The sequence below is a fragment of the Paenibacillus sp. FSL H7-0735 genome (assembly GCF_038008505.1).
Lineage (GTDB): Bacteria > Bacillota > Bacilli > Paenibacillales > Paenibacillaceae > Paenibacillus_AQ > Paenibacillus_AQ odorifer.
Genome location: NZ_JBBOZH010000001.1, coordinates 2,306,109 through 2,331,007 on the forward strand (window position 1 = coordinate 2,306,109; position 24,899 = coordinate 2,331,007).

The 24,899-nt window shown below is 48.0% G+C and carries 32 protein-coding genes; all 32 read left to right on the plus strand.

The window, feature by feature from the left end:
- Positions 1–25: 25 nt before the first annotated feature.
- The 32 genes from NSS82_RS10195 (at position 26) to NSS82_RS10350 (ending at position 24,893) form a co-directional block, all read left to right on the plus strand.
- A complete protein-coding gene (locus tag NSS82_RS10195) occupies positions 26–904 on the plus strand; it encodes a hypothetical protein (protein ID WP_341109754.1) in 879 nt (292 codons plus the stop codon).
- Positions 882–1,229 carry a hypothetical protein gene (locus tag NSS82_RS10200; RefSeq protein WP_341109755.1) on the plus strand — a complete coding sequence of 116 codons (348 nt, stop codon included), beginning with the start codon at positions 882–884 and terminating at the stop codon, positions 1,227–1,229. The genes NSS82_RS10195 and NSS82_RS10200 overlap by 23 nt, the downstream gene beginning before the upstream one ends.
- Positions 1,195–2,541 (plus strand): replicative DNA helicase, encoded by a 1,347-nt coding sequence (dnaB, locus tag NSS82_RS10205; protein WP_341109756.1) that lies wholly within the window; start codon positions 1,195–1,197, stop codon positions 2,539–2,541. The genes NSS82_RS10200 and dnaB overlap by 35 nt, the downstream gene beginning before the upstream one ends.
- A 32-nt stretch (positions 2,542–2,573) precedes the next feature.
- The gene (locus NSS82_RS10210) at positions 2,574–2,948 is read left to right on the plus strand and encodes a hypothetical protein (RefSeq protein ID WP_341109757.1); all 375 of its coding nucleotides are present in this window, start codon (positions 2,574–2,576) and stop codon (positions 2,946–2,948) included.
- 12 nt (positions 2,949–2,960) lie between these two features.
- Positions 2,961–4,523 carry a PcfJ domain-containing protein gene (locus tag NSS82_RS10215; protein WP_341109758.1) on the plus strand — a complete coding sequence of 521 codons (1,563 nt, stop codon included), beginning with the start codon at positions 2,961–2,963 and terminating at the stop codon, positions 4,521–4,523.
- Positions 4,520–5,476 carry a DUF3102 domain-containing protein gene (locus NSS82_RS10220; RefSeq protein ID WP_341109759.1) on the plus strand — a complete coding sequence of 319 codons (957 nt, stop codon included), beginning with the start codon at positions 4,520–4,522 and terminating at the stop codon, positions 5,474–5,476. Before NSS82_RS10215 ends, NSS82_RS10220 begins: the two co-directional genes overlap by 4 nt.
- An 18-nt stretch (positions 5,477–5,494) precedes the next feature.
- A complete protein-coding gene (locus NSS82_RS10225; protein WP_341109760.1) occupies positions 5,495–6,085 on the plus strand; it encodes a hypothetical protein in 591 nt (196 codons plus the stop codon).
- Positions 6,086–6,162: 77 nt separating this feature from the next.
- The gene (locus NSS82_RS10230) at positions 6,163–6,345 is read left to right on the plus strand and encodes a hypothetical protein (protein ID WP_341109761.1); all 183 of its coding nucleotides are present in this window, start codon (positions 6,163–6,165) and stop codon (positions 6,343–6,345) included.
- A gap of 39 nt (positions 6,346–6,384) precedes the next feature.
- Positions 6,385–7,035, plus strand: a complete 651-nt coding sequence (locus NSS82_RS10235) for a dUTP diphosphatase (protein WP_341109762.1) — start codon at positions 6,385–6,387, stop codon at positions 7,033–7,035.
- Positions 7,036–7,048: 13 nt separating this feature from the next.
- Entirely contained in the window at positions 7,049–7,351 is a 303-nt protein-coding gene (locus NSS82_RS10240; protein ID WP_341109763.1) for a hypothetical protein, read from the plus strand.
- A gap of 2 nt (positions 7,352–7,353) precedes the next feature.
- Positions 7,354–7,563 (plus strand): hypothetical protein, encoded by a 210-nt coding sequence (locus NSS82_RS10245; protein WP_341109764.1) that lies wholly within the window; start codon positions 7,354–7,356, stop codon positions 7,561–7,563.
- A gap of 97 nt (positions 7,564–7,660) precedes the next feature.
- On the plus strand, positions 7,661–8,041 hold the full coding sequence (locus NSS82_RS10250) for a hypothetical protein (RefSeq protein ID WP_341109765.1): 381 nt from the start codon (positions 7,661–7,663) through the stop codon (positions 8,039–8,041).
- A gap of 413 nt (positions 8,042–8,454) precedes the next feature.
- Complete coding sequence (locus NSS82_RS10255) at positions 8,455–9,015, plus strand: tyrosine-type recombinase/integrase (RefSeq protein WP_341109766.1); 561 nt, start codon at positions 8,455–8,457, stop codon at positions 9,013–9,015.
- Between the two features lie 242 nt (positions 9,016–9,257).
- Entirely contained in the window at positions 9,258–10,004 is a 747-nt protein-coding gene (gene terS, locus NSS82_RS10260) for a phage terminase small subunit (protein WP_341109767.1), read from the plus strand.
- Positions 10,004–10,687, plus strand: coding sequence for an HNH endonuclease signature motif containing protein (locus tag NSS82_RS10265; RefSeq protein WP_341109768.1), 684 nt, complete (start codon positions 10,004–10,006; stop codon positions 10,685–10,687). Before terS ends, NSS82_RS10265 begins: the two co-directional genes overlap by 1 nt.
- Before the next feature lie 11 nt (positions 10,688–10,698).
- Positions 10,699–10,920 carry a hypothetical protein gene (locus tag NSS82_RS10270; protein ID WP_341109769.1) on the plus strand — a complete coding sequence of 74 codons (222 nt, stop codon included), beginning with the start codon at positions 10,699–10,701 and terminating at the stop codon, positions 10,918–10,920.
- Positions 10,921–11,035: 115 nt separating this feature from the next.
- Positions 11,036–11,362 carry a hypothetical protein gene (locus NSS82_RS10275; protein WP_341109770.1) on the plus strand — a complete coding sequence of 109 codons (327 nt, stop codon included), beginning with the start codon at positions 11,036–11,038 and terminating at the stop codon, positions 11,360–11,362.
- Complete coding sequence (locus NSS82_RS10280) at positions 11,359–13,071, plus strand: terminase large subunit (protein ID WP_341109771.1); 1,713 nt, start codon at positions 11,359–11,361, stop codon at positions 13,069–13,071. Before NSS82_RS10275 ends, NSS82_RS10280 begins: the two co-directional genes overlap by 4 nt.
- Before the next feature lie 4 nt (positions 13,072–13,075).
- Positions 13,076–14,338, plus strand: a complete 1,263-nt coding sequence (locus NSS82_RS10285; RefSeq protein WP_341109772.1) for a phage portal protein — start codon at positions 13,076–13,078, stop codon at positions 14,336–14,338.
- On the plus strand, positions 14,325–14,969 hold the full coding sequence (locus tag NSS82_RS10290) for an HK97 family phage prohead protease (protein ID WP_341109773.1): 645 nt from the start codon (positions 14,325–14,327) through the stop codon (positions 14,967–14,969). The genes NSS82_RS10285 and NSS82_RS10290 overlap by 14 nt, the downstream gene beginning before the upstream one ends.
- A gap of 20 nt (positions 14,970–14,989) precedes the next feature.
- Positions 14,990–16,279 carry a phage major capsid protein gene (locus tag NSS82_RS10295; RefSeq protein WP_341109774.1) on the plus strand — a complete coding sequence of 430 codons (1,290 nt, stop codon included), beginning with the start codon at positions 14,990–14,992 and terminating at the stop codon, positions 16,277–16,279.
- Between the two features lie 36 nt (positions 16,280–16,315).
- Complete coding sequence (locus tag NSS82_RS10300; protein WP_341109775.1) at positions 16,316–16,624, plus strand: hypothetical protein; 309 nt, start codon at positions 16,316–16,318, stop codon at positions 16,622–16,624.
- Positions 16,621–16,905, plus strand: coding sequence for a hypothetical protein (locus NSS82_RS10305; RefSeq protein WP_341109776.1), 285 nt, complete (start codon positions 16,621–16,623; stop codon positions 16,903–16,905). Before NSS82_RS10300 ends, NSS82_RS10305 begins: the two co-directional genes overlap by 4 nt.
- A 1-nt stretch (position 16,906) precedes the next feature.
- A complete protein-coding gene (locus NSS82_RS10310; RefSeq protein ID WP_341109777.1) occupies positions 16,907–17,251 on the plus strand; it encodes a phage head completion protein in 345 nt (114 codons plus the stop codon).
- Entirely contained in the window at positions 17,251–17,679 is a 429-nt protein-coding gene (locus tag NSS82_RS10315) for an HK97-gp10 family putative phage morphogenesis protein (RefSeq protein WP_341109778.1), read from the plus strand. The genes NSS82_RS10310 and NSS82_RS10315 overlap by 1 nt, the downstream gene beginning before the upstream one ends.
- Complete coding sequence (locus NSS82_RS10320) at positions 17,672–18,028, plus strand: hypothetical protein (RefSeq protein ID WP_341109779.1); 357 nt, start codon at positions 17,672–17,674, stop codon at positions 18,026–18,028. The genes NSS82_RS10315 and NSS82_RS10320 overlap by 8 nt, the downstream gene beginning before the upstream one ends.
- 32 nt (positions 18,029–18,060) lie before the next feature.
- Positions 18,061–18,927, plus strand: a complete 867-nt coding sequence (locus tag NSS82_RS10325) for a major tail protein (protein WP_341109780.1) — start codon at positions 18,061–18,063, stop codon at positions 18,925–18,927.
- Between the two features lie 55 nt (positions 18,928–18,982).
- Positions 18,983–19,294, plus strand: a complete 312-nt coding sequence (gene gpG, locus NSS82_RS10330) for a phage tail assembly chaperone G (RefSeq protein ID WP_341109781.1) — start codon at positions 18,983–18,985, stop codon at positions 19,292–19,294.
- Positions 19,258–19,524, plus strand: a complete 267-nt coding sequence (locus tag NSS82_RS10335) for a hypothetical protein (protein WP_341109782.1) — start codon at positions 19,258–19,260, stop codon at positions 19,522–19,524. The genes gpG and NSS82_RS10335 overlap by 37 nt, the downstream gene beginning before the upstream one ends.
- A 12-nt stretch (positions 19,525–19,536) precedes the next feature.
- On the plus strand, positions 19,537–22,242 hold the full coding sequence (locus NSS82_RS10340; RefSeq protein ID WP_341109783.1) for a phage tail tape measure protein: 2,706 nt from the start codon (positions 19,537–19,539) through the stop codon (positions 22,240–22,242).
- 48 nt (positions 22,243–22,290) lie between these two features.
- Positions 22,291–23,052 (plus strand): distal tail protein Dit, encoded by a 762-nt coding sequence (locus tag NSS82_RS10345; RefSeq protein ID WP_341109914.1) that lies wholly within the window; start codon positions 22,291–22,293, stop codon positions 23,050–23,052.
- A gap of 5 nt (positions 23,053–23,057) precedes the next feature.
- A complete protein-coding gene (locus tag NSS82_RS10350) occupies positions 23,058–24,893 on the plus strand; it encodes a hypothetical protein (protein WP_341109784.1) in 1,836 nt (611 codons plus the stop codon).
- Positions 24,894–24,899 lie beyond the last annotated feature (6 nt).

A 24,899-nucleotide genomic window follows, 5' to 3' on the forward strand; every position in this document is an offset into this window, starting at 1 on the left:
AATGCCCGCAGATAGCTTTCCCTTTATGGTCTACTCGGGGCTATTAGAGCCGGAGCATTACAAGAAAATCGGCTCGGCATTATGGCTATTTGCTTGGTGCATTAGCTCCACTACAGCTGAAACTGAAGATGATGGTATCGTTTGGGGAATTGTCCTTGGAGGCAAGCCGATGAAACTATCTGAAATCGGTGGAAAGTTTGGGGTTAACGACAAAACAGTTAGCAGATGGATTAGTGACCTGCAGGATCATGGGTACATCCATATCACCAGAGCGCCCCGGGGTTTGATTGTAAAGGTAAGAAACTCCAAGAAAAACCTGTTGAAGAGATCAGACAAAAATGTCCGATCACAGGAAAGTGAACAGACAAAAATGTCCGATCACAACGAAAGTGAACAGACAAAAATGTCCGATCATGGAGCAGATTCGGGAAGTGATCGGACAAAAATGTCCGATGCAAAAGATATTAAAGATCTTATTACTACTACTACTATTTTAGAAAATGAGTTCTCGGACGAAATAACTGAAGATCCTGACAAGGATGGAATAATCACTCTTTTAAATGCTTATTGCAGTCTACACAGGAAAATAGACTTCCATGTCACTCAAACGGAACGCTTAGCCATGGGTAAGATGGTCGCCGGGGGGATGCCGGTACCCTTTACCATCACAACTATGGAGAGCCTGTACAGGGCAAAGCAGGAACGTGAAGGAGTCCATTTTCAACAGCCTAACAGCTTCTCTTATTACCTTCCTGGGATCAAAGAGGCTTGGCGCAATGCCAATGCTGTTCAGCAACCAACTCATAAAAAAACAACGGTGCAGAATAGTAAGCGAGATAAGCTTGCCGACCTGCGGCGTAGAGCAGAGGAGGCAAAACGGCTTGAAGCGAGCACAAGTCATTGATTTACTGCTAAAGATTGCTGAGGAATATAACCAAGTAGACACCAGCGATCCGGAGATTGACAGACTTTACGAACACCTTAAGGATTTTCCGTTTGATATTGCCCAAGAAAACGTTCGCCGGCACATTCAAACCAATTCATTTCCGCCGAAAATCAGCCAGATTCGGGGCAGAGTGGGGGACCTTCACGAAATCGAGCAGCAGAAGAAAGCGACGGCCGTATATTTGGTCCAAAGAGAATCAGAGCGAACCGCCGTAGCGCTACCGCCTGCGGGGTGGAAGGAGTCACTATATGCAAAGCTCGGAATTGCGAGAACTACCGAATAGCCCAGCAGCGGAAGCAACCGTGCTTGGATCCATACTTATCGACAAAACAGGAGATGCCGTCGAGATTGCGTCCGTACTTCATCCGGAGTCGTTTCACAACCCAGCGCATCAGCATATTTTTAAAGCCATCCAGGATCTACACAGAGCAGATGACCCCATTGAGCTCCCGGCGCTTGTCAATGAGCTGCAGAACCGGAGGCAGTTAGATAAAATCGGGGGAACAGGATACCTCTTAAAACTAGCGAGTGCGGTCCCGTCTGCGGCGCAAATCGGTTATTACATTGGCGTTCTTGAGGACAAGCACACGCTGCGAAAAGCTATCCAAGCTGCTCAGCGGCAGATGAAGTTGGCTTATGATAGTGACGATGCAGGTCTTGTTGTTACCAGTATGCTGAACGATTCGGCGGCTTTATCGGATCAGGCATCCTCAGATGATGATTTCCAGCCTATCAACAAGGTATTGTTTCAGGTAATCGAATCCACAGAAGAACGATGTGAAAACGTCAAAAATGGGGTTACTACAGGGATATCAACCGGGTACCGAGATTTGGATAACATGCTTGCAGGACTGCAGAAAGGTGATCTTATTGTGATTGGCGCCCGTCCTTCCATGGGGAAAACAGCAATCGCCTTAAACATTGCCCAGAATGTAGCCGTTAGGGCAAAAGAGACGGTAGCCATATTCAGTTTAGAAATGTCAGCGCCTCAGTTGGTACAGCGCATGATTAGTGCAGAGGTCAATCTGGATTCTAACGCCATGCGGACCGGTGAAATGAAGGTGCATGATTGGGACAAGCTGGCTGGGGCCGCCTCCGTTCTTGGCCAAGCAAATATATTTATTGCGGATACAGGTGTTATTACTGTTCAGGAGATCCGGACACGCTGCCGTAGGCTAAAAAAAGAATGTGGCCTTGGGTTGATTGTTATTGATTACCTCCAGCTGATACAGGGCCGTAGGGGCGGTGAGAATCGACAGCAGGAAGTGTCCGAAATATCCCGGACGCTGAAGCAAATCGCCAGGGAACTGGATGTACCGGTAATTGCTCTGTCTCAGCTTAGCCGGGGAGTGGAACAGCGGCAGGACAAACGACCGATGATGAGCGACCTGAGGGAATCTGGATCTATTGAGCAAGATGCTGATGTGGTGGCTTTCCTGTACCGGGATGATTACTACAACCAAGATACAGAGAAAAAGAACATCACTGAGATTATCATTGCCAAGCAACGTAACGGGCCTGTAGGTACCGTGGAACTTGTTTTCTTGAAGAATTACAACAAATTCGTGAATTACGAACGGGCACATGCTTCCTAATCTGTAATAAAAACCGAAAGGGATGAATGAATATGCAAGAAGCGATTGAAAAACTTCGCACGGAAATGGGAGCTTCCACAAACAACCCATATGTACAGCTCATTGGTAACTTTTTGCTGCAACAATTGGGAACTGACCCAGGTATGGCAGAGAAGATTCTTGTTGATGGAAAGTCTATCAATGGAAGTCTGGCAGCCATGAAATCAGAGGCTAAAAAAAAGGCGGTTGACGGCATGGCTATGCTGACTGATACCGAGGGATATGCGGCAGTTATGAAATACTATGGCATTCAAGGTCAGCCCGATCCAGTTGCTGCATCAGCGGCGGCCGCGGCTATTCCGCCAGCATCGGTGAATCCGCCGAAGGCTGTGAGTCGCTTCGAAGTATCGCTGGATGATCTTTTGTAAGGGGGGATGGCCGTGAAGGATTATGAATTTCATGAACACTTCGAGCAGCAGAATGAGGTCAGTCAGAAACTGCTGGATTACATTACAAATTCCGTTATGGGCTGGAGCAAGTATTTATTCACACATCGAGAGGGCCGCCGTCAATGGGCTTACTGCACAAGCTGCCGGCAGGAGCATCCGACAGAGCAAACACTGAAACATGGTCAGGATGCACAATGCCCTCATTGCGGATGTTCCGCGACTGTAAAAGCTTCAGGAATCGGGCGTAAAACACTTATAGATCATGCCTATCTGTTGTGGTACGAACGTTCTCAAGTTGATCCAGACATATTGATAGCCCGGGGGCTCTACTGCACGCGCGACTATACTGAAGATTATCGCAAAACTGAAACAGCGGTGAAGGACATTGCTCGTTATCTGTTCAAATGGGGCGAAGGCGGTCAAATGAAGCATCGAACCTACTGGACAAATGGAGGGAAATGGTATGAACAAAAAAAGATTGGATCTGAAGCAGTGAGAGCGATGCGGAACGTCCACTCATATCATATGCCGCCTGACGAAATCCAAAAGGTTGTTCAGGGAACTTCGTTTCAATATTGTACCTGGGAGCAGTACCGATTAAACGATTATGTAGAAGTTTTCGACTTGGCCGCCCGTTACCCATGCATCGAGTTTCTCACGAAGTTTGGACTGAGTCACTTTGTAAGAACCAAGCTTGAAGGTGGTCAAACATACGGGGCGATTAACTGGAATGGAACGACACCACGAAAAGTATTGAGGCTCAATAAGCAAGAAATGAACGAACTTAAAAAATCTGGATCAATTGGATTGCAGGCCCTCCGTCATTATCAGATGTGTCGTAAAGACGGATCTAACCTATCCTTCACGGAAGCCAGAGACCTTGCTTGTTTGGCTGATCCGAATCAAATGGCGGAATTTTTAGGAATATTAAACAACTTGGACAACAGGTTCTCTGTGGCAGAGATGAAACGGTATCTCATCAAACAAATCCGCAACAATGGCACTCATTATGGATCTGGAATGGCAGTCATTACTGAGTATCGAGATTATTTGCGGGAGTGCAGAGAACTTGGCCTTGATCTAAATCGCAATGGGGTCGTACTGCCGAATAATCTGCGGCAAATGCATGCTTTTACTATGCAACGAATCAAGGCAGTCACAGACGCGCAAATCAAGCAGAACATCCGTAACCGATTCGGAAAGCTGAAGCCAATGTGCTTCCAGTACAAGAATCTCATATTGTTCCCGGCCCCATCGGCAGAACAGTTGGTACGTGAAGGAAAGTCACTAAATCACTGTGTCGGCGGGTATGCGAAAAACTATGCCAACGGAGTGTGCGACATCTACTTTATCCGCCAAAAGAACGAGCCCGACAAACCATTCTATACGATGGAGGTCAAAAAGGGAGCTATCATGCAGTGCAGGGGATTTAAAAATAGCGATATGACTGATGAAGTAAAGGAATTCGTAAAAATGTTTGAGGAACAACGACTGAAAAAGCGCACGGTCAATAAAAAGAAGATTTCCAATAAACCGCAGGGGGTAGCAGTATGACACAACTAGCGATGCGCACTATTGAGACGATTGCCATTGAGATCAACAGCATCAAGGAGCAAACCAAAAATATTATCCTGGCTTCCAGCGTAGAGATCGGCCGCAGACTGGTTGAGGCCAAGAGCATGATGCAACATGGCCAATGGGGGAACTGGCTGGCTGATTCAGTCGATTACTCTCAGTCCACAGCCAACAACCTCATGAACATCTTCGAAAAATACGGATCATCGCAAATGACGCTTTTTGGAGACAACACAAATTCCCAAGCGTTTGCGAATTTAACGTATTCCCAGGCGGTTGCATTGCTTGGTGTTCCGGATGAGGAACGTGAGAAATTCGTTGAACAAAATAATGTATCCGAAATGACGACCCGGGAGCTGCAGGCCGCGGTCAAGGAACGGCAACAGGCTATTAAGGAGAAAGAAGTTGCTGAGAAGGAAGCAGCTGAAGCAGCCAAACAGGCGGAAAAGGAGCGCAAGCTTCGAGAAAAGCTGGAGAAGCAGCAGGCGGATCATTCGGAAATTGTTCGGAAGCTCCAAGAACAGGTGGACGCGCTGAATGATGCAGACGATGCCAGAGACGACAGCGCCGCTGATGCTCTGAAAGAATCATTGAGTAAGTCAGAGAAACAGCTGGTTGCTTCTCAAGCTGAGATTAAGCGTCTGCAAGATGAACTGAAAGCAAAACCGATAGACATTCCCGTTAAAGAGATCGTCGAAGTAGTAAAGGTCCCAGACGATATCATGGCTGAATTGGAATCTTTACGCAAAAAGGTTTCTGCCGGCACAGGTGAAGAGGCTGCAGTGTTCAAGGCTCATTTCAAAGCTTTGACCGATGCATTTGGGAATGTTTTGTCCTCTATTGAAGTCGTAGCTAAAGCTGATGAGGAATTGGCGGGAAAGTACAAGGGCGCTGTTTCTAAATTAATTAGCAGGATGTCAGAGCAATTATAGACCTATAAGGAGGATATTATGCCGAACGAACAAGGGCGATTCAACCGTCAAGAGGTTTTGGAAAGTGGCCTTCCCTACTTCATTCCGCGCACTGGCCGATGGAACGGAGGAACATATCCCTTTGCCGTGCTGCTGAGTAAAACCAGATGCAGAGAATTGGGAGTACCGATTATGGAGAATGGTGAGCTGCCATCAGCATTTCTTTACGCAGCTAATGCCGGTTCCGGCACTGGTGACAATCAACATCGCTATTACGCCTTATACGATCGCACTGATGCTTATGCTGTTATTAAGGACAAGCTTCATCCGCGTGAAATCATGGAATGTTTAGTCGACAAGCTGCCTGGACTTACAAGATGTGCTTTAACAAAGGAACAGATTGATCAGATGGAACACGCACTAGGATTGCATTACAAGAAAAAGCCTTCACGAAATTACTATTATTGCAATGGCGATGATCCAACATGGAGCGATTTGGTTGAAAAGGGGTTTGCTACTCGTTCAGATGGATGGACAGAGGGGAAAGCATATTTCCGACTTACTTTTGAAGGTGCGAAAGTGATTTTCACTAAGCCAATGTCACGCCATTACTTTGAGGCACTTCCATGAATATCACTGGTGAACATATAACAAAATGTCCCAGGATATGAGCAGTGGACGCATATAGCTCAGGAAGGGGAAGCGAAATGGAAGAAGAAAAATGTCCGCAATGTGGAAATGAAAACCTGAAGGTTTATGAGCAAATAGCAGTCGGAAGAATCAGATCCGTTAAAACTGGTAAAGTACTGAAGAATGAAGGGTTCCTTGAATTGACTTGCTGGAACTATCTTTGTAAATGCGGCTGGGTCGGGGAGATTCTAACCACGTAATGCGCAGTACGACGATATAAAGAAGGAGGAATATGATTTATGGGCAGAGAGACGTTAACACTTGAAAAAATGTATGACATGCAGAAGGTGCTCGATACACGAATTATTAAGGAAAAAGGATTGGAAGGAAAAGACCTGCTGCCGAACACAGTACTTGCACTTCAGGTGGAAATTGCAGAACTGGCGAATGAATGGCGCGGATTCAAACATTGGAGTGACCACAAGGAGCCTAAGCGCGGATACGAAGCTTTGATTGATTGCGATGGTTGCAATGGTAAAGGGTTCTGGTTTGATGGCCCCCGGGTAAAGTGCTCTAAATGTAACGAGACTGGAAAGGTCCTCAATCCTCTTCTTGAGGAATACGTTGATTGTCTGCACTTCTTCCTTTCTATCGCCCGGCAGCTCGACCTTCCGGCAGACGATCTTTATGTAGCCGATGATCAGCTTGAATACGATTCGGCAATAGTTTTTACCGAACTACTTCATAATGTGGGTCTGATTATGGGGGATCAGTTTTTATTAAATCCGCCGAAGGATGTCCAGCGGTACCGGAGAGACCATCTTCGCGGGGCATTGTACATTTTCTACGGGCTGGGTGAGCAACGCCTTGGATTTTCTTTTGAACAGATAGCAGAGGCATATGCCACGAAAAACCAAGTAAATCACGACCGCCAGGCAAATGGATATTAGGAGGGTGACCTTCATGAGTACATTATCCCCAATTCATCCACAGGCGGTGAAAATGATCAATAAAGCTCTTAGTAAGGTGATTCGCAGAGGTCGCCGGATCGAACGCATTCAGTTATATGTTTGCCATCGCTTCGAGCTTGCTCAGCATCACATAATAAAGACAGCATTTGGAGATTTGCGGATTCATCCGAGTAACCACTTATCAAAAGGTTATTCTTATCTGAGGGAAGATTTGGGAGGTGAGGAAATAGGGTTTGCTTGGGTGTCAATTCCAAAAAGCGCGAATATCACGGAAAATAGAAGAAAGGAGGCATGAAGGTGATTATTAAGACAATCAAGAACATTAATACACCGGTTGGCTGTATTGTTTCGGGCGTATCATTCAGAGCTCAACGTGAACGTAAGGGTTATAAAATCAATATTGGCGAGTTCAAAGGTCAGTTTATTGCAGAAGACGCGGCAATCATCCTAAGTGATTTAGTATTGAATGAAGATGGAAAAATTCCAAGAGGTCAAAAATATGCCTAATGAACATGAAAAGACCCCCTAATCCTTGGCCGGTCCGGGGGTCAATGAGTGGTAAATCAATCCTCAACCCATTATAACATAAAGGGGATCGAGGGGAATGGCAATGGTATGGGGACAAGGGGAATTGTTTCCGCGTGCTAATAAGTTGGACAAGCTGGCTGCTAAAGCTCTTCTGAGTGAGTACCCCAAAATGCGAAAAGCAATTCTTAATTTTGAACGCAAAGCATCACTCACCCAGCAAGAGGAAATGCTCTTTAAAAACCTGAAGTATAAGGTGCAGGAAATAGACGCAGCTTTTGAACTGATTTTGGATGATGATGTTAAGTCCATTCTGAAACATAGATACTTCACCGCTCGTAAGCATCACTTGACACTGGAGACGTTTGGAGCGACTAACAGTACAGCTACCATTAACCGGCGAATAGATGTAGGAGTGGAGACTATTGCGGAGTGTCTTAAACTTTCCGGCATGATCTAAATTTTGATACTAAATTGAGACAAAAGTGAGATTAAGTTGATACCGATGTGAGACAGAAACAGATTTACAGTAGGGACATAGGGAAGAAGTCATTCCCGGGTGTCCCTGCTGCCCCTTATCGCTGCAGGACTCAATCAGAGCTGAGCAGTGATGATGCCTGTTGCAATAGCAACGTATTTAGTGGCGGAACTGATAGCATAAGTAGCCAATAGCTATTGCGGCGGCCTGATGTGGGGGATGAGGGTTTAACAACCACTCTCAACGGGCTCCACCCGGGCGCGTCCAAGAAATACGGGTTTTCATTGTGGCCTCTTGGTGTGGGCGGTTCGATTCCGCCAAGGCCGAAAAATTTCACTATATAAGTCGCTCATACCCGGGCGGCTTTTTTGCTGTTAAGAATACGGGGTGGTGATATGAAGAAAGTACAGCCCATCAGAGATGAGCGAATCATTGACGGCATGAAGCATTATTTCCGAATCCGTAGCCTGAGAAATTACCTATTCTTTTGTATCGGGATTTACTCCGGTCTGCGCGTATCTGACTTATGCATGCTTAGAGTTGAAGAGGTCAGGGGTTCTCATGTAAGCCTGACGGAAAAGAAGAATAAGCATGCAAAACGGTTCATTATTCACCCGAGCATTCGGGAGGATTTAGACAGGTACATTTCCGGGATGTCTGATGGTGATTATTTGTTCGCCAGCCGCCAGCGCAAGAAGGTTAGCCGGATCAAATATCAGCCGATTGACCGAACGACAGCCTACCGGTTCCTGAATGAAGCAGCTCGGGAATTTGGATTGAAGGAAATCGGCTGTCATACGCTTCGGAAAACATGGGCTTATCGTTTGTATATGCAGGACCCTAAAAACCTAGCGTTACTAATGGACATGTTCGGTCATAGCGATCCGAGGGAAACATTGGACTATATTGGGCTGACACAGGACATGATGGACAAGGCAATCATGTCTTTGCGTTAATAGCAGTGCAACATAATATGTGCTTCGTTGAAGTCAGTTTAAGACGGGGGAATGTATATATGAAGAAACGCAATTTTTTTTGGCTAAAACGAGTGAAACAGTATTACCATTGTGTTTCACTCAAAACCCAGTATTTAGTAGTTTAACAGCAGCAGCCTTTAGGTCGCTAAAGTAACGAATGTAAATAACTGTTAAAAGTGTACTGTTCAAACACGAATACCGTGCGGAGGTGGTGAGATGAGGTGAGTAGGGGCCGAAGTGAAAACCGTGACAAAGCATTTCGAATGTGGGAGAAAAGCGGAAGGACGCTTCCTTTGGTGGATATCGCCAAACGTTTGGGCATTGCTTCCTCCCTGGTCCGGAAGTGGAAGCATGAGGACGCTTGGGAGGCGAGGCCAAGCCGGAAGCGCGGCGGTCAGCCGGGAAACACTAATGCCGTGGGCAATAAGGGTGGCGCTGCTCCGCCAGGCAATTCAAACGCCTGGAAGAATGGAAACTATGAATCCATGTGGATGAGTCAGGTTGCAGCAGAGCACAAGCTGCAGCTGATGAAGATGGAGACAGACCCACGTCAGATACTGCTCAATGAAATAGCACTTCTTGAATACCGCGAATTTCTCATGATGAAGAACATGAAGGATATCGAGGAGGGCAAGGACAGACTGAGCATTGAGCGCAAATATCAGTTCTTCGAGGAACCGGCAGAGGACGGCGGCGCTGAAAAGCTGCGGTTTATAGACGGTGTTCCGCAGTTCACACCAGTCAAGGTTGTGACCAAGCAGATCGTTGAAGAGAAGACCAAAGAGCCGCAGCAGCTGGAACGTATCCTTCAGATACATAACGCGCTTACGGCGGTTCAGGGCAGGAAAATGCGTTGCATAGCGCTGCTTGACCAGTTTGATCGTAACGAGCTGACCAATGAAGAACTGCGATTGAAGATCGAGCGCATGCATCTTGAAGTGAATAAACTCAGATCGGAGGCGTGGTGATGGCAAGGCATGCAATACTCCAGGCATTTTACACTTCCGATGTATGGCAGCTGTTCCGCCTTGGTCTGATCGCGAAGCGTGGCAACGGTTGCCAGCGCTGCGGGCGGATCATCGCCAGATCGGTTGATATCATCGGACACCATAAAGTGGAACTGACACCGGAAAATGTGCATGACCATGCGATCAGCCTAAACCCGGATTTGGTCGAGCTGGTATGTTCCGACTGCCATAACCTGGAGCATAAGCGGTTTGGCTATCAGCATATGAAGGAAGTCTTCTTGGTGTACGGCCCGCCGTTATCTAACATGCTGGAGGTTGTGCGTCAGCAGATGAGCCGGGGCGACCTGATCGTTAACATGGACATGCTGTATTCGGCTATATCCGGCCTTCCGGAATACGACAAGCCGGATGCACTGTTCTCCAATGTAATCGGTGTGCAGAACTTTTTGATCGACAACATCAAGACGCGGCTGGGTAAGTGGGGCACGGCTTGGATCGTCGGCGGCTTCCCGGAGAAATTCAAACGGGAACGGATGGCCGAGGATACGGGCGCTGAGCTTATCTTCTGTCCGGTGAGCCGGGAGGATTGCCTTGCGAGGTTGGAGAGCAGCGAGGCGCTGCGCTATCGGAAGGATGAATGGCGCGGGTACATTGAGAAGTGGTTCGAACAATATAGGGAGTGAGGTGAATTTCATTGGACAAAAAAACAATTGCTCCACCACCAAAAAGAATTGATGGAGTTTCTTCTGTATATTTTGATTCGAAAACTTTTGCTGCCAAGATTGAATACCTTCAGCAGCTGCGGCAAACGGCAGACAATAGAGGGGTATTCGAAACATCCATACATTCTCGCATTGACAATGTTTGCGATGCTATTGAAAAAGATTTAGGAATATCTACGAAAATAAAAATTTAATTATTTCTCAGACCCCCCGGGTCAAAAATATTTTTACAGCTTTGGGCAACCGTAGAGGGGACCCTTTTTTGTTACACGCCGAAAATTTTGAAATCGGATCGAGGTGTTGAATTCTATGGAAAAATCGGAGGTCTACAGCCAAGAGTTGGCGAAATTGCAGGCCATCTTCACCGATGTTGATCCGGCCAAGGCTCAGCTGGTGGAAGGGCTTATGGAGGATGCAGCGTTTCTTAAGGCCGAAAACACCGTTTTAAAACGGGCGCTCAAGGCAACGGGTATGGTAAAGATTCATCCGACTAACCCTGAGCTACAGAAGCCGGTTGAAGCTGCGCGGCAGTATCTAAAAAACGTCAATGCATATGCGGTGGTCATTAAAACGCTGAACGGTGTGCTGTCCAAGAATGCGATGGATCCTGATGATGATATGGAAGACTTCGAATGAGTGCGGTATATAGTTCCTTCCTACAGGAGTATATTGCCAAATGCAGGGCCGGAGAGATCATCGTCGGTCAGGAACTTGTGCAGATGTTCGATATCCTTGAGGAAAACATGCACGATCCTACCATTCAGTTCGATACTGCCGATGCCCACAAGCGGATTAGGCTGATTGAAACCAAATGCAAGCATTACGAAGCGCCATTTTCCGGGAAGCCGTTCATTCTGGAGCTGTTTCAGAAGGCGTTTATTGAGGCGATTTACAGTTTCAAAATCTATGATGAGGAAATTGGCCGTTGGGTGAGGCTCTACCAGGACATTCTGTACTTGGTAGGCCGCAAGAATGGCAAGACACCACTCATATCCGCGCTGATTCTCGCAGAGTTCTTCTGCGGTCCGGAGGGACTTAAGGCGCTATGCTCCAGCAATGATTATGAGCAGGCCGATCTTATGTTCCAGGCGATTAACGCAATGCGGGAAGAGAGTAAGTCGCTTGAGCGGAAGACCCGGAAGAACATCAAGGGCATCTACTTCGGAAATCCGAAGAAGCCGACTCACACCGGGAAATTTTCGTACCGGAACAAAGGCTCCATTCGTAAAATATCTGCTAAGACTGGAGCGAAGGAAGGCCGGAATATCGGCGTGGGTGCGGTGGACGAAGTTCACGAGATGAAGGACAACAACAGCACCATGCCAATCCGCCAGGCTCTATCCACTCAGGATGAGCCTCTTTATATTGAGTTGACAACAGAGGGATTTACGAATGAGGGCTATCTTGACGGACGCATGCGGGAGGCTCGGCAGGTTTTAGGCCGTGAGCTGGACCGCCGCCGCTGGCTGATCTGGATGTACACACAGGACAGCGAACAGGAAGTATGGAGGGATGAGAAGACCTGGACGAAGAGTAACCCCGGACTCGGTAGTATTAAGAAATGGAGCTTTCTTCGGAAGATGGTTGAAGAGTCCAAGACGAATCAGGAAATGCGGGCGTTCGTGCTGGCAAAGGATTTCAACGTCAAGCAGAACAATGCTGCGGCCTGGCTGATGGATCAGGACATTGCCAGTGAGGATAATTTCGACATTGAGCAGTTCCGTGGGGCGTTCGCTATTGGCGGCGTTGACCTTTCAAAGTCCGGTGACCTTGCTTCTGCCCGGGCGCTGCTGATGAAGGACGGCAAAAAATATACTTGCCAACACTACTTCGTGCCAGCCTCTAAGATTGCGAATCTGTCCAAGGAGGACAAGGAGCGTTTCGACAAATGGACGGCGCTCAACTTGGTCACGGTATCCGATGGCAACGAAAATGATTTCCGACACGTCACCGCTTGGTTCATGCGCTTGTTCCGTGACTATGGCATCCGGTTCTACAAGGTGGGTTATGATAAATGGTCTGCCACCTACTGGGTGAAGGAAATGGAAGAGTACGGCTTTGACATGGTACGGATCAGTCAGGAATACGGCAGCTTATCGGAGCCGATGAAGCTGGTCAAGGCGGATCTACAAAGCAAGCTGATCAACTACAACCAGCATCCAATTGACCGCTGGTGTCTCGAGAATACAGCGTTTGAGATCAACAGCAAAATGGAGATTCGGCCCGTTAAAGTTCAGGGCAAGGACGAGAAGAAGATTGACGGCACGGTGACTATGATCTTCGTGTACAAAGTCTACATCGACAATCGGACTGAATTTCTGGATTTGGTAAAGAGAGCGGGGTGAAATAGTGGCATTAATTGATAGCTTCAAAGGGCTGCTGCCCTTCAAGTCCAAGGAATACAGGCGAGCGAAGATGCTTAATGGGTACATGCCAGTGTTTAGCCAGTTCGGAAATAATATTTATGCATCTGATATTGTACAGAACTGCATTGACATCATTGCAACGGAAATCAGCAAGCTGGAACCCCGGCATATTCGGACTGATGCAAATGGTAATCAGACCACGCCGCGAGGAAACCTGAATCGACTTTTCAAGTTTGGGCCGAATGAGCTAATGACCACCCGGGATTTTCTTGAAAAAATCGTGTGGTTGTTATTCATGAATTTCAACGTGTTTATTTATCCGATGTACACAGTTCAGATTTCCGCAGAAGGCATAGAGAGCCGGAGCTACAGCGGATTTTATCCGTTGAATCCATATCAGGTTGATTTTTTGCAAGACCCTACTGGCCGCCTGTATGTAAAATTATTATTTTCTTCCGGTGAGAGCTTCACCGTTCCGTATTCGGACATCATTCATATTCGAAAACGATACTCGGTGAATGAAATTATGGGCGGCGGCCAGAATGGTCAGCCAGATAATGAAGCGCTGCTTAAAGTGCTGCGAATTAATGACACACTGCTACAAGGTGTGGAAAAGGGAATCAAGACAAGTATGTCCATTCGCGGCGTTTTAAAAATTGCAACCATGCTTGATGATGATGCACAGCGTAAGGAGCGGGATCGCTTTGAAAAGTTGATGGCTTCTGGTGATTCCGGTATTCTTCCGGTGGATCTTAAGGGTGATTTCACGCCGATTAACATCGACCCCAAGATGATTGACAAGGATACGCTTGGATTTCTTAAGGACAGCGTTCGAGAGTGGTTCGGGATGCCTCTGGCCATTCTTTCACGGGACTACACCGATGATCAATATCAGGCATTCTATGAAAGTACCCTGGAGACGATTCTAATTTCACTGAGTCAGGGATTTACGAAAACAACTTTCACTACCCGCGAGTTAGATGTAGGGAATGAGATCGTTTTTTATCAGCGGAATATGATGTACCTCAGCACAGCGGCCAAGCTCAACATGATTAAGACAGGTGGAGAGCAAGGGCTGTTCACTGATAACCAAAAGCTGGCTCTGCTCGGCTACCCTCCACTTCCGGACGGAAACCGAATTACGCAGAGCCTTAACTATGTGGATCGTTCCATCATCAATGTGTACCAGCTGAATGGAATGAAGCCTCAACCTAATAAGGCGGTGAATGAAGATGTCGAAGAATAACCTTCCGGTTCTCCAAGGGCCGGAGCGCCGGGCCTTTGCAATGGATGATTTAAGAGCTGATCCGGCAGGGAATGTAATCGAAGGTCACGCAGCTGTTTATGATCAGGAAACGGTTATTGGTGGCTGGTTCAAAGAAGTCATTGAGCGAGGCGCGTTTGACCGCACGGATTTTAAAGATGTAATTATGACTGTAAATCATGATCTTCAGCGGATTCCATTGGCCCGCAGCCGGAACAACAATGCTAACTCCACCCTTCAACTCCAAGTGGATCAGGAAGGGCTTTCCACTCGCGCAGTATTAGACGTGGAAAACAATGTCGAGGCAAAAGCACTATACAGCGCTGTAAGTCGTGGCGACCTATCAGGGATGTCATTCATATTCCTGGTCCGCAAGGGCGGTGAGGTCTGGGAAGGGCTTGATACAGAACTTCCCACAAGACGAATCAAGGACATTGCAAGGGTTATTGAAATCTCAACGGTATCATTCCCGGCTTATGACGGGACAGATATAAATGCTCGTGACCAAAAGGCACTGGATAGTGCCCGCACCGCACTGGAGAGTGCGCGGTCTGGACTGGATAGTTCAATGAGTGAATTAGATTTGGCAAAAGAGAAATTGAAATTTATCTAATTAACTGGAGGTTATCAAAAATGAAAGATTTCCTGAAAAAGCTTTTGAAAAATAAAGAAGAGGCCCGTTCCGCACTCAAGGAAAAGGGTTTGAAGAGCAATGATATTGGAGAAGTGCGTTCTATCGGAGCACAAGTCGAAGCTATTGATGCGGAAATCGCCGAAATTCGGCAGCAACTTGAGTCTATGCCGGATGATCCGATTGCGGGTGGCAGCACACCACCGGAACCCGAGCAACGGGGAGCTGGAGCAGGACAGGCTCCTGCTGGAAATGCTGCAATGGCACAGTTTTTGAAGTCGTTTGGAATCGGACAGCAAACGCAGCAACGTTCAGATGAACCGGCTGATCCATACGGTACCGTTGAATACCGGAATGCATTTATGATCTTTGCTAAAACGGGTGAAATCAAGCCGGAGCTTCGGGCCAATGCGACAACTACTACTGCAGACGTATCTGCGGTTATCCCGACAACCATCTTGAATGAGATCATCAAGAAAGTCACAGTCTACGGGCAAGTATTCAGCCGTGTTCGGAAGCTCAATATCAAGGGTGGCGTAGAGGTTCCTATTCTTGCACTGAAACCAGTAGCTACTTGGATCGGTGAATCTGCTGTATCTGATAAGCAGAAGGTGCAGGCCAATACTAAACTGACATTTACTTATTTCGGCCTGGAGTGCAAGGTAGCCATTTCCCTTCTGGCTGACACTGTAACGCTTTCCGGATTTGAAACGGTCATTACAGACCTGATTGTAGAGGCTATGGTCAAAGCGATTGATTTGTCCGTAATCAAAGGTACTGGGACGGGGCAGCCGAAAGGTATCACCGTTGATGATCGTGTGCCGGCTGCTCAGATCGTTACAATGACACCAACTGAGTTTTCGCAATGGGATAGCTGGCAAAAGCTTGTATTTGCCAAGATGCCGCTAGCGTATAAGGCCGGAGCTGCTTTCCTAATGGCATCGGGTACGTTTGATGGTTACATCAACGGAATGGTAGATGATAACGGACAACCGATTGGCCGAGTGAACTATGGTATTACGGATGGACCACAGGAACGGTTTGCGGGGAAAGAAGTCATCCAGGTTGAGGACGATGTGATTACACCTTATGCTTCCGCCGCTACAGGGGATGTGGTTGCCGTATACTGCAATCTTAACAACTACGGCTGGAACAGTAATATGCAAATGACTATGTTCCGTTACTTCGACCATGACACGAATGAGTGGGTGGACAAGGCTATTCTGATTGCTGATGGTAAGTTGATTGACCCGAACGGTGTTGTCATTGTCAAGAAGGGTGCAGCATCCTAATGAACGGGGCCATATGGCCCCTTAAAGGTGGTGAAAATGATGGCTAAGAAAACACCGGCTACTAAAATTGATGGCATAGAGGTAGCCGCGATTACAGGCGAAACCGTTTTGTTGTGGAAGGCTACACGCGAATTGTCTGCAGAAGAACATGAGCAGCTGGCTAGTAAGGTACGGTTTGAACAAGAACATGCTGGAATAAAAATTGTGCTAGTACCGTTGTCCGTGGATGTAGAGCTGACGATTCAAACACCAGCTGATACGGCTGCGGAACCGACTGCTGAACCAGTAGCGGAACAGGATGCAGATCCGGATGATGAATTGAACCAAGGCGGTGCTGATCAATGACGGATGCAGAATTGCTAATGCAGTGTAAGATTGGCCTGGGCATGCCTGCTCAGGGCGATGTATTCGATGGTCTACTCTTACCTAAGCTGCTGGCCGTTAAGTCTTATATGGCTGGCGCTGGCGTGTCTGAAGAAGTCATGGCTGATGATGCAGCTCTTGGGGCTATTGTGGTCGGCGTGACGGACTTATATAACTTGAGCAGCGGGGACATTCAGTTCTCCGCCGTTTTTCATTTGCTCTTAACGCAGCTGGCTTGCCGCAGTTTGCCGGAGGTGACGTAGGATGTGGAAACCAGGAGTACAGCAGTTCAGCACGCCGATCCGGGTGCAGCGCCGCCAGGAAACGAAGGTGAACGGTGCGATGGATATCAGCTATATTGATGCGGATATTCCTTTAGGTTTCTGCAATTGGAAAGGGCGCGGTGGATCGGAGAGCGTGACGGCCGGGACAGTAGTTGTTGCTGATACTGCTGAGCTGACTTTGTGGTATCGCCCGGACATCACGGAAAAGACCCGCATTCTGCTGCAAGATAATGTGAAACTCGCCTATGAGGTCACGAATGTCGAAAACGTTGAAATGCGGAATCAATACATGATCGTCAAGGTCAAACGGGTGGTGAATGGCTAATGGCACGTAGCCGCAGAGTAACCAACTCACGCACCATTACGCTGAACGTATCCGGCGTTGAGGATTACCTTGCTAGGGTACAGGCAGCCGGTCGGAGCGTGGACGATGCTGTCAAGGCAGCACTAAGCGAGAGCGCCGAACCGATTCAAGCGGATATTAAGAAGTGGGCCGAAAAGCACAAACTGACTGGAACCACGCTGGCTGGCGTAGATGTGGCGGAGCCGAAGCAGTACGGCAACAACATCGTTGTCCAGGTAGGCATTGATGATACCAAGTCGCCAGGAGCGTGGCACTCCACTTTTGTGGAATATGGTACACCTACCCAACCGGCAGACCCTGGTATTCGGACGGCCTTTGAAAAGAACAAGAACAAGGTGAAGAAGATCCAGCGCGAAGTGCTGAAGCGGGAGGGGCTGCCAGTTGATTAACATCTATGAGCTCATCTATTCAACGCTGGGGCAGCTGGGGCACGATGTGCGGGAACAAGGGACATATGCAGAGGATGAAACGTTTCCGGAAAGCTTTGTGACCTATCAGGTGATAGACGACAGCCCCGCAAGACATGCGGACAACAAGCCCACGTCACTCGTATGGCGCGTTCAGGTCGCGTTATATAGTAAGAGACCAGCAATCAAACAAAGCGCTTCTGAGGCGATTAAGGCGGTTATGCTTGCGGCTGGATTCATGAGGGTGGGCGGACGCGATCTGCCTTTCTCGGAGGCAACAGGACACTACGGATATACCTGTGATTACAGGTTCTATGAAATGGAGGAATGAATGTGGAAAAGAAATATGGTGAATTTGTCGGAGTGGATAATCTACACTTTGCCAAGGTCACAGATACAGTTGAAAGTTATACGGCAGAGGCTCCAAAGTATCTGGCACCGGCTGCAGAAATTTCAGCAGAAGCAGAAACCAGCAACACGCCGACTTACTATGACAACGTTCCGGGCAACAATTATGTTTCGGAGGGTGTAACCACCCTGACGATTACAGTGTCCGGCATTCCGGCTTATCTGGCGGCGGAGCTGCTGGGTAAAGATTTCGATCCGGTAACGGGTCGGCTTATTGACAGCGGCCAACCCAATCCGCCAGATGTGGCAGTTGGATACCGTGCAAACATCGGAAGAGAGGATTATCGTTACACCTGGTATCTCAAGGGCACGTTCAGCGGTGGCGCGGAAGAGGCGGCAACCAAGACAGCAGATATTGATATCCGCACGTATCAGTTGACTTATACCGCCGTAGCCACTACCAAGCAATTTACCGTGCTCGACGAGGACAAACCAATTAAGAAGATTTCCGGTGACACGACACATGAAGCCTTTGATCCTACGGGCTGGTTTGCACAAGTGCAGACCCCGGATAATTCCGGTGCGCCTGCTGCCCTTACATTGTCCAGTGTCCCGGCCAATAATGCCACAGGCGTGGCCGTAGGGGCCAACGTAGTGTTGACATTTGTGAACAAACTCTCTTCATACTCGGCTGTGCTGCTGAATGGCGGTTTCGACGTTATTGATTCGGCAATCTCGCTGGACACTACAGGCAAGGTGCTGACGATTAACCCGGACGTGAACTTGGAGGCTGGGACAGAATACGCGGTTATTATTAATGGTGCTACGGACGTGTACGGCCAGATTCTGCCGCAGACGGTAATCAGTTTCACAACGGCATAATTATTCAGAGGGCGGAGCGATCCGCCCTAATTTATTCTAGGAGGCAGAATTCATTATGAAACCTGTTTTTATTAAATTTACCGATGCACAGGGCCAAGTGACACAGACCTTTTCCACGTGCAGCCTCAAAACCGGGATGATGGACACCATTTTTGACATTGCGGAGCGGGCAGACAGTTTTAAGGCGGGCACACCAAGCGCTCAAGAAGTCCGGGATTTCTATAGAGAGGTCAAAGCAATCATTGTGTCGGCCTTTGGAAAGCAATTTAGCTACGACGAGCTGAACGAAGGTGTTGAAACCGATGAACTGATGAATGTATTTCAGAATCTTTGCAAGAACGTGATGAGCGGTATCAAAAAAAACTAGCCCCGGGGGATCAACCAAAAGACGATTCCCCGGCCAGTTACCGCACAACGTTACTTAGCCTTAAGCACAATTTGGTTAAAAACTTGAAATGGACATTACACGATGTAGATGAGGCGGATTTTCATAATTTACTGTCTTTCCTCAACTTCAAACCGTCCGATGATCCAAATGTCCGTGTCATTAACGGCAAGACCTACCGCCGCGCAAACATTGCGCCAAGCTGGATATAAGGGGGCGAGTAGATGGCAGATAATACAAATGATATTGGCGGGCGTGTCAGTCTAGATACATCGGATTTCAAGGCGAACATTGCCGCGCTGGACAGACAGATCAAGCTTATCGACACTGGATTTCGGGCAGCAGCTGCGGGCATGGATGATTGGGGCGCTTCCCAGGATGGGCTTGAGCAGCGCATCAATGCGCTGAACGGCATAACCGATTTGCAGCGGCAGAAAGTGGCCAACCTGACGGCTCAATATGAGCAGATTGTCGCGGAGCAGGGCGAGAGCAGCCGTGCAGCTCAAACATTACTAATCACCATCAACCGCGAGACTGAAGCACTCAACCGGAACATGCAAGAACTGGGCCGCGTAACAGATTCGCTTGAAGATTTACGGAATGGCACGGATGGTGCCGCCGATCAGACAGGTGAATTAGCCGATGCAGCGGACGAATCTGCAGATAGCCTAAGGGAAATGGGCGAGGCGGCGGCGGAAAAGGCAGCGCTTGGCATTGCTGCGATTGGCGCGGCGGCTGTAGGGGCTATTACTTCGCTTGTCAAGTTTGGTGATGAGTCCAACGAGGCTATGAATCATCTTCAGACGCAGACCGGAGCGACAGCAGCGGAAATGGAAGAATTCCGAGGCGTAGCAAATGACATTTACGGTGACAATTTTGGGGAATCCGTAGATGATATCGCGGATAGCATGGCGGCGGTGAACCAAGTCACCAAGCAGACCGGGGATGAGCTTAAGGCAACAACTGAAAATGCGCTGCTTATGCGTGATGTGTTTGAATTTGAGGTGGCCGATAGCATTAAAGGTGCCAATGCCTTAATGACAAATTTCAAAATCAGCTCTGACCAAGCATATACCCTGATTGCCCAGGGAGCACAGAATGGTGCTAATAAAAGCGGCGACTTGTTGGATATCCTCAACGAATTCGCTCCCCATTTTGCTCAGCTGGGCTTTGATGCCAATGAATTCATGGATACCCTGATTCAAGGGGCTTCATCCGGTGCCTTTGAAATTGCTACTGTAGGCGATGCGGTTAAGGAATTCGGAATCATTACCAGAGAAGGGACTGACGATGCTCGGGCGGCACTGACTGCAATGGGGTTGGACGCAACGAAGATGTTCTCAACCATTGCGGCAGGCGGTGCGGATTCGGCAGCAGCGTTTAACGATGTGGTTAAGCGGCTTGCGGATATGAAAGACCCGATTGCACAGAATCAGGCTGGGGTTGCGCTTTTCGGAACAATGTGGGAAGACCTGGGCGTTAAAGCAATCACAGCCCTTGGTGACCTTACCGACACGGCTGACAGGACAGGTGAAACGCTTCAGGAGCTTAACAACGTGCAATACAACGATATCGGGTCAGCGCTTGAGGGCATTAAGCGGACGCTGGTATCCGAACTTGCTGTGCCGGTGAGTGAAGTCGTAATGCCCGCAATCAATGACCTGATTACTATGCTACAGAACGCTGACTGGTCGCCTCTTGTTACCGGGATGCAGTGGCTCGTTGATAATGCTGGAAGTGTGGCAGCTGGCTTAGCAGGAATTGCGGCTGCAATGATCACTATGCAGGCTGTCCAAGCTGTTACCGCACTTGTAGGGTCATACAATGCTTTTAAGCTGGCAACGGAAGGTGCAACGGTTGCCCAGTGGCTTATGAATGCGGCAATGGCTGCTAACCCCATAGGATTGATTATAGCGGCTGTAGCAGGACTGGTAGCGGCTATAGTAGTCCTGTGGAATACGAATGAAGATTTCCGGAATGCTTTGGTTTCAGCCTGGGAAGCAGTGAAGAATGCTTTTATATCTGTTTGGGACTGGGTGAAGTCCAATTGGGCAAATTTGCTCCTACTACTGACCAATCCGATTGCCGGGGCACTCAAGCTGCTTTACGAGATGAACCCTAATTTCAAGAAATGGGTGGATGGTGTTTGGAACACCATTGTTGACGTAATCAAGAAGCTTCCCGGGGCTATTGCCGGATTTTTTAATGAGCTACCAGGTAAAATCGGTTATGCGCTCGGTGTAGCTATTGCAACAATGATTAAATGGGGCACGGATGCAATCAATTGGGTGAAAACTGATGTTCCGAAGATTATCAGCAGCATCATTTCATTTTTCGTTACTTTACCAGGGAAAATAGGTTCAGAGCTTAGCAAGGCATTTACTCAGTTCACGGGATGGGCTTCGAATCTTATTTCTACCGCAAAAGTTGAAATCCCTAAGGTAATCAGTTCAATCGTGGACTTCTTCGCGGAGCTCCCAGGCAAAATGCTGGAAATTGGCGAAAACATCGTCAAGGGGCTATGGGAAGGTATCAAGAATATGACCGGTTGGATCAAGGATAAGATATCTGACTTCGCCGGTGGTGTTGTTGATGGTATGAAGGACGCGCTTGGCATCCACTCCCCTTCCCGTGTCATGCGGGATCAGGTCGGTATGATGGTTGGCGCGGGTATGGCGGAGGGAATTGCTAATAGCGCCAGCCAGGTTAACGCTGCTATGCAGGATTTGAGTGGTGAAGTAACGGGTGTTCTTCCAGGCATGAATGCGGCGGGATCTGGTGGAAGCACATCAGAGATAACGAATCAAATCAGTTTCGCGGACATGTTCCGGGGGGCTAATTTTACTGTTCGGAGTGATGATGATTTGAACGTGCTGGGGCAATTACTCGGCGGGCAGATCACAAGCGCTCTGCGCGGGGCGGGGGTGTAGCCGTTGAGCGGCGTTGTTGCATATTTGGGCGAAAAGCGCCCGCAGGATTTGGGCCTGCAAACACTTCGGGAGTCTCAGCGGCCTATCCTTCCGCCGACTGTAGACCGGACGTATGCGGTGCCCTTTATGCATGGAGAGTATGACTTTGGGGCAGACATGGGGCCGCGTCCCTTGACGCTGGAGTGCGCGTTCATGGAGCGCAATGCCCACCTACTGCAGCGGCGTATTTCTGCCCTTGCAGCTCATCTGGTGGACGGTGACGGCAGGCCGCGCACTCTGCCATTGATTTACGCCAATCAGCCGGACCGTCAGTACATGGTGCGTTTGTCCGGCCAGCTGCCGGTTGATCGAATGGCGGGATTAGGAAAATTCTCCTTGCCGATGGTGGCATATGACCCGTTTGCTTACAGCACCTATGAATCGGATGATATCAATGTTGATACTCCGGTGCTGGTAGATACTGAAATATCAGTCGATGCCGCCTATAGTTTCGCGGTGACTGGTCCGCAGGCGCTGACTATTGATAACTTCGGCGGACTGAACGTCAAGCCTGTCATTGAGATTACAGGCAACTTTACTACTCTGTCCCTGACTGTGGGCGGTGTGGTGACTACCTACGGGGCGGCAATGTCCGGCACTCTTGTACTTGACTTTCAGCGCTGCACGGCCCGGATCGGCAGCAGCAACGTTCTGATTAACACGAACGCCAGATTCGGGGCACTGCCGCCTGGGATCTCTGCTGTATCGGTAGACGGTACCGGAATCAATGTAGCAATTTCGATTAAATTCAAAGCAAAATATGCGGGGTGATTGTCATGGCTGAAATTCAGCTGATCAAAGGAGCGGCAAACGGGAATCCACCTGATTCGCTACCTACGTTGTATCAAAAAGTAAATAACAGTATGACAAATATTAATACCCAGGTTGTTAACCACGAGGGGCGGATCGGTACGGCGGAAGCAACGGTAAGTGACCATGGTAGCCGGATCACCGATGCTGAAACGGAACTGATCAACCAGGATGAACGGATTTCTAATATCGTCTCCAGCGCCGGCGACAGCAACACGGAAATCGTGGATGCACGGCAGCCGGCGGCGGGTACGGCGTTCCCGATCCTGGGAGATCGGCTGAACAATTTTGATGCGCAGTTGGCGGATACTGAGAGTGATCTCAGAGATCGAGAGGTTAATGTTAAGTCATTAGGGCTTATTGGAAATGGATCTGACGAGTCTGCGTCTCTTGCTGCGGCTATAAATTACGTTGCTGATAATCACTACACACTTCTAATTCCACGTGACATGACTATATTCGCAGATTCCATTACCATTTCGAATAAAAGCTCGTTCGGCATTAGATGTGAGGGTATTATTAAGAGGTTAGATGATTCTCCGACGGTAGGGGCGTTACTAAGGTTGGAATATTGCTCTGATGTATCAATTCCTCTAATTAACTTTAATGGAAACGGCTTAAATAATGGTTGCGATGAAATGTTGCCTTACACGTCAACACAGGAGCAAAAGCATTCATTAGTGATTTATGGGTGCAGCAGGGTAAGGATTGGAGACATACACAGCCATAACAGTTGCGGAGATGTAGTGTATATTACCAACGACTCAACTGACATAATAGCTAATTCGGTAAATGGTACTGCTGATGCTTATATAGGTCGGAATATTGTCAGTATCATAAGTGCTCAAAACATAGATATAACAAGTATAATAGGCAGCCATTTCGGACATTATCAGATGCCTGGCGGATTCGATATTGAGCCCAATGCAAACACTGAGATAGTTCGCAATGTTCATGTTGGAATAGTGCGAGTCGAAGGAGGTGGGACCTTACCTTGTGCCGTCCAAAACACAAACGGATCAACAACAGAAAACGTGACTATCGACTCGGTCAACATTATACACAACAATGTTAAAGCATTGGGATCAGGTGCAGAAACTGGTTCAATACAACTGGCCGGGTCATCAATTAAATTAAGTAACGCTATTACCAAGAATAATACATCCTTCAATATAACATCGCTCATCATTAATAATTTTGGAGGTACAGCCAAAGGAGTATCTGTATCTAGTCTGTATGCAACCAATTGTTATCGAGGACTATCCATTGGATTTAATGGCATGGTTGAAGATGTTGTAATAAACGCGGTTATCCGTAATGCAAAATTTGACGGCATTGATTTATTTCAAGGCAGGAACATGCAACTACATGTCGATATTAACAGTGTCGGAAGTGACAGGTTCATGATAAACAAGCCTGTAAACGGCCCGCTGGAAAATGTAAAAATTTCAGGTGACATCTCGAAGCGCGGCACGGGTTTGCGCGCCTTGATTACTGGTGACACTGCTGTAAACATCGTAAACCTGACCCTCGAAAATCTTAATTTTACGGGCTGGAGTAACGGAGAAAGATTATCTGGGACTGCCTTTGGAAATGCCAATAAGATAAATTGCCTGAACTTAACGGACATGTCTGCAAAACCAACATCGGAACAGTGGAAGGTTGGCGATGTTGTAACCAACAACGCTCCAATAGAGTTAGGGACTGCTGGAAGTAAGTATATCATCGAAAAGTGGATTGCCGTTGCTGCGGGTTCTGGTAGCAGCATTTTTAGAGACAGTCGAGTCTTAACAGGAAACTGAGAAAGG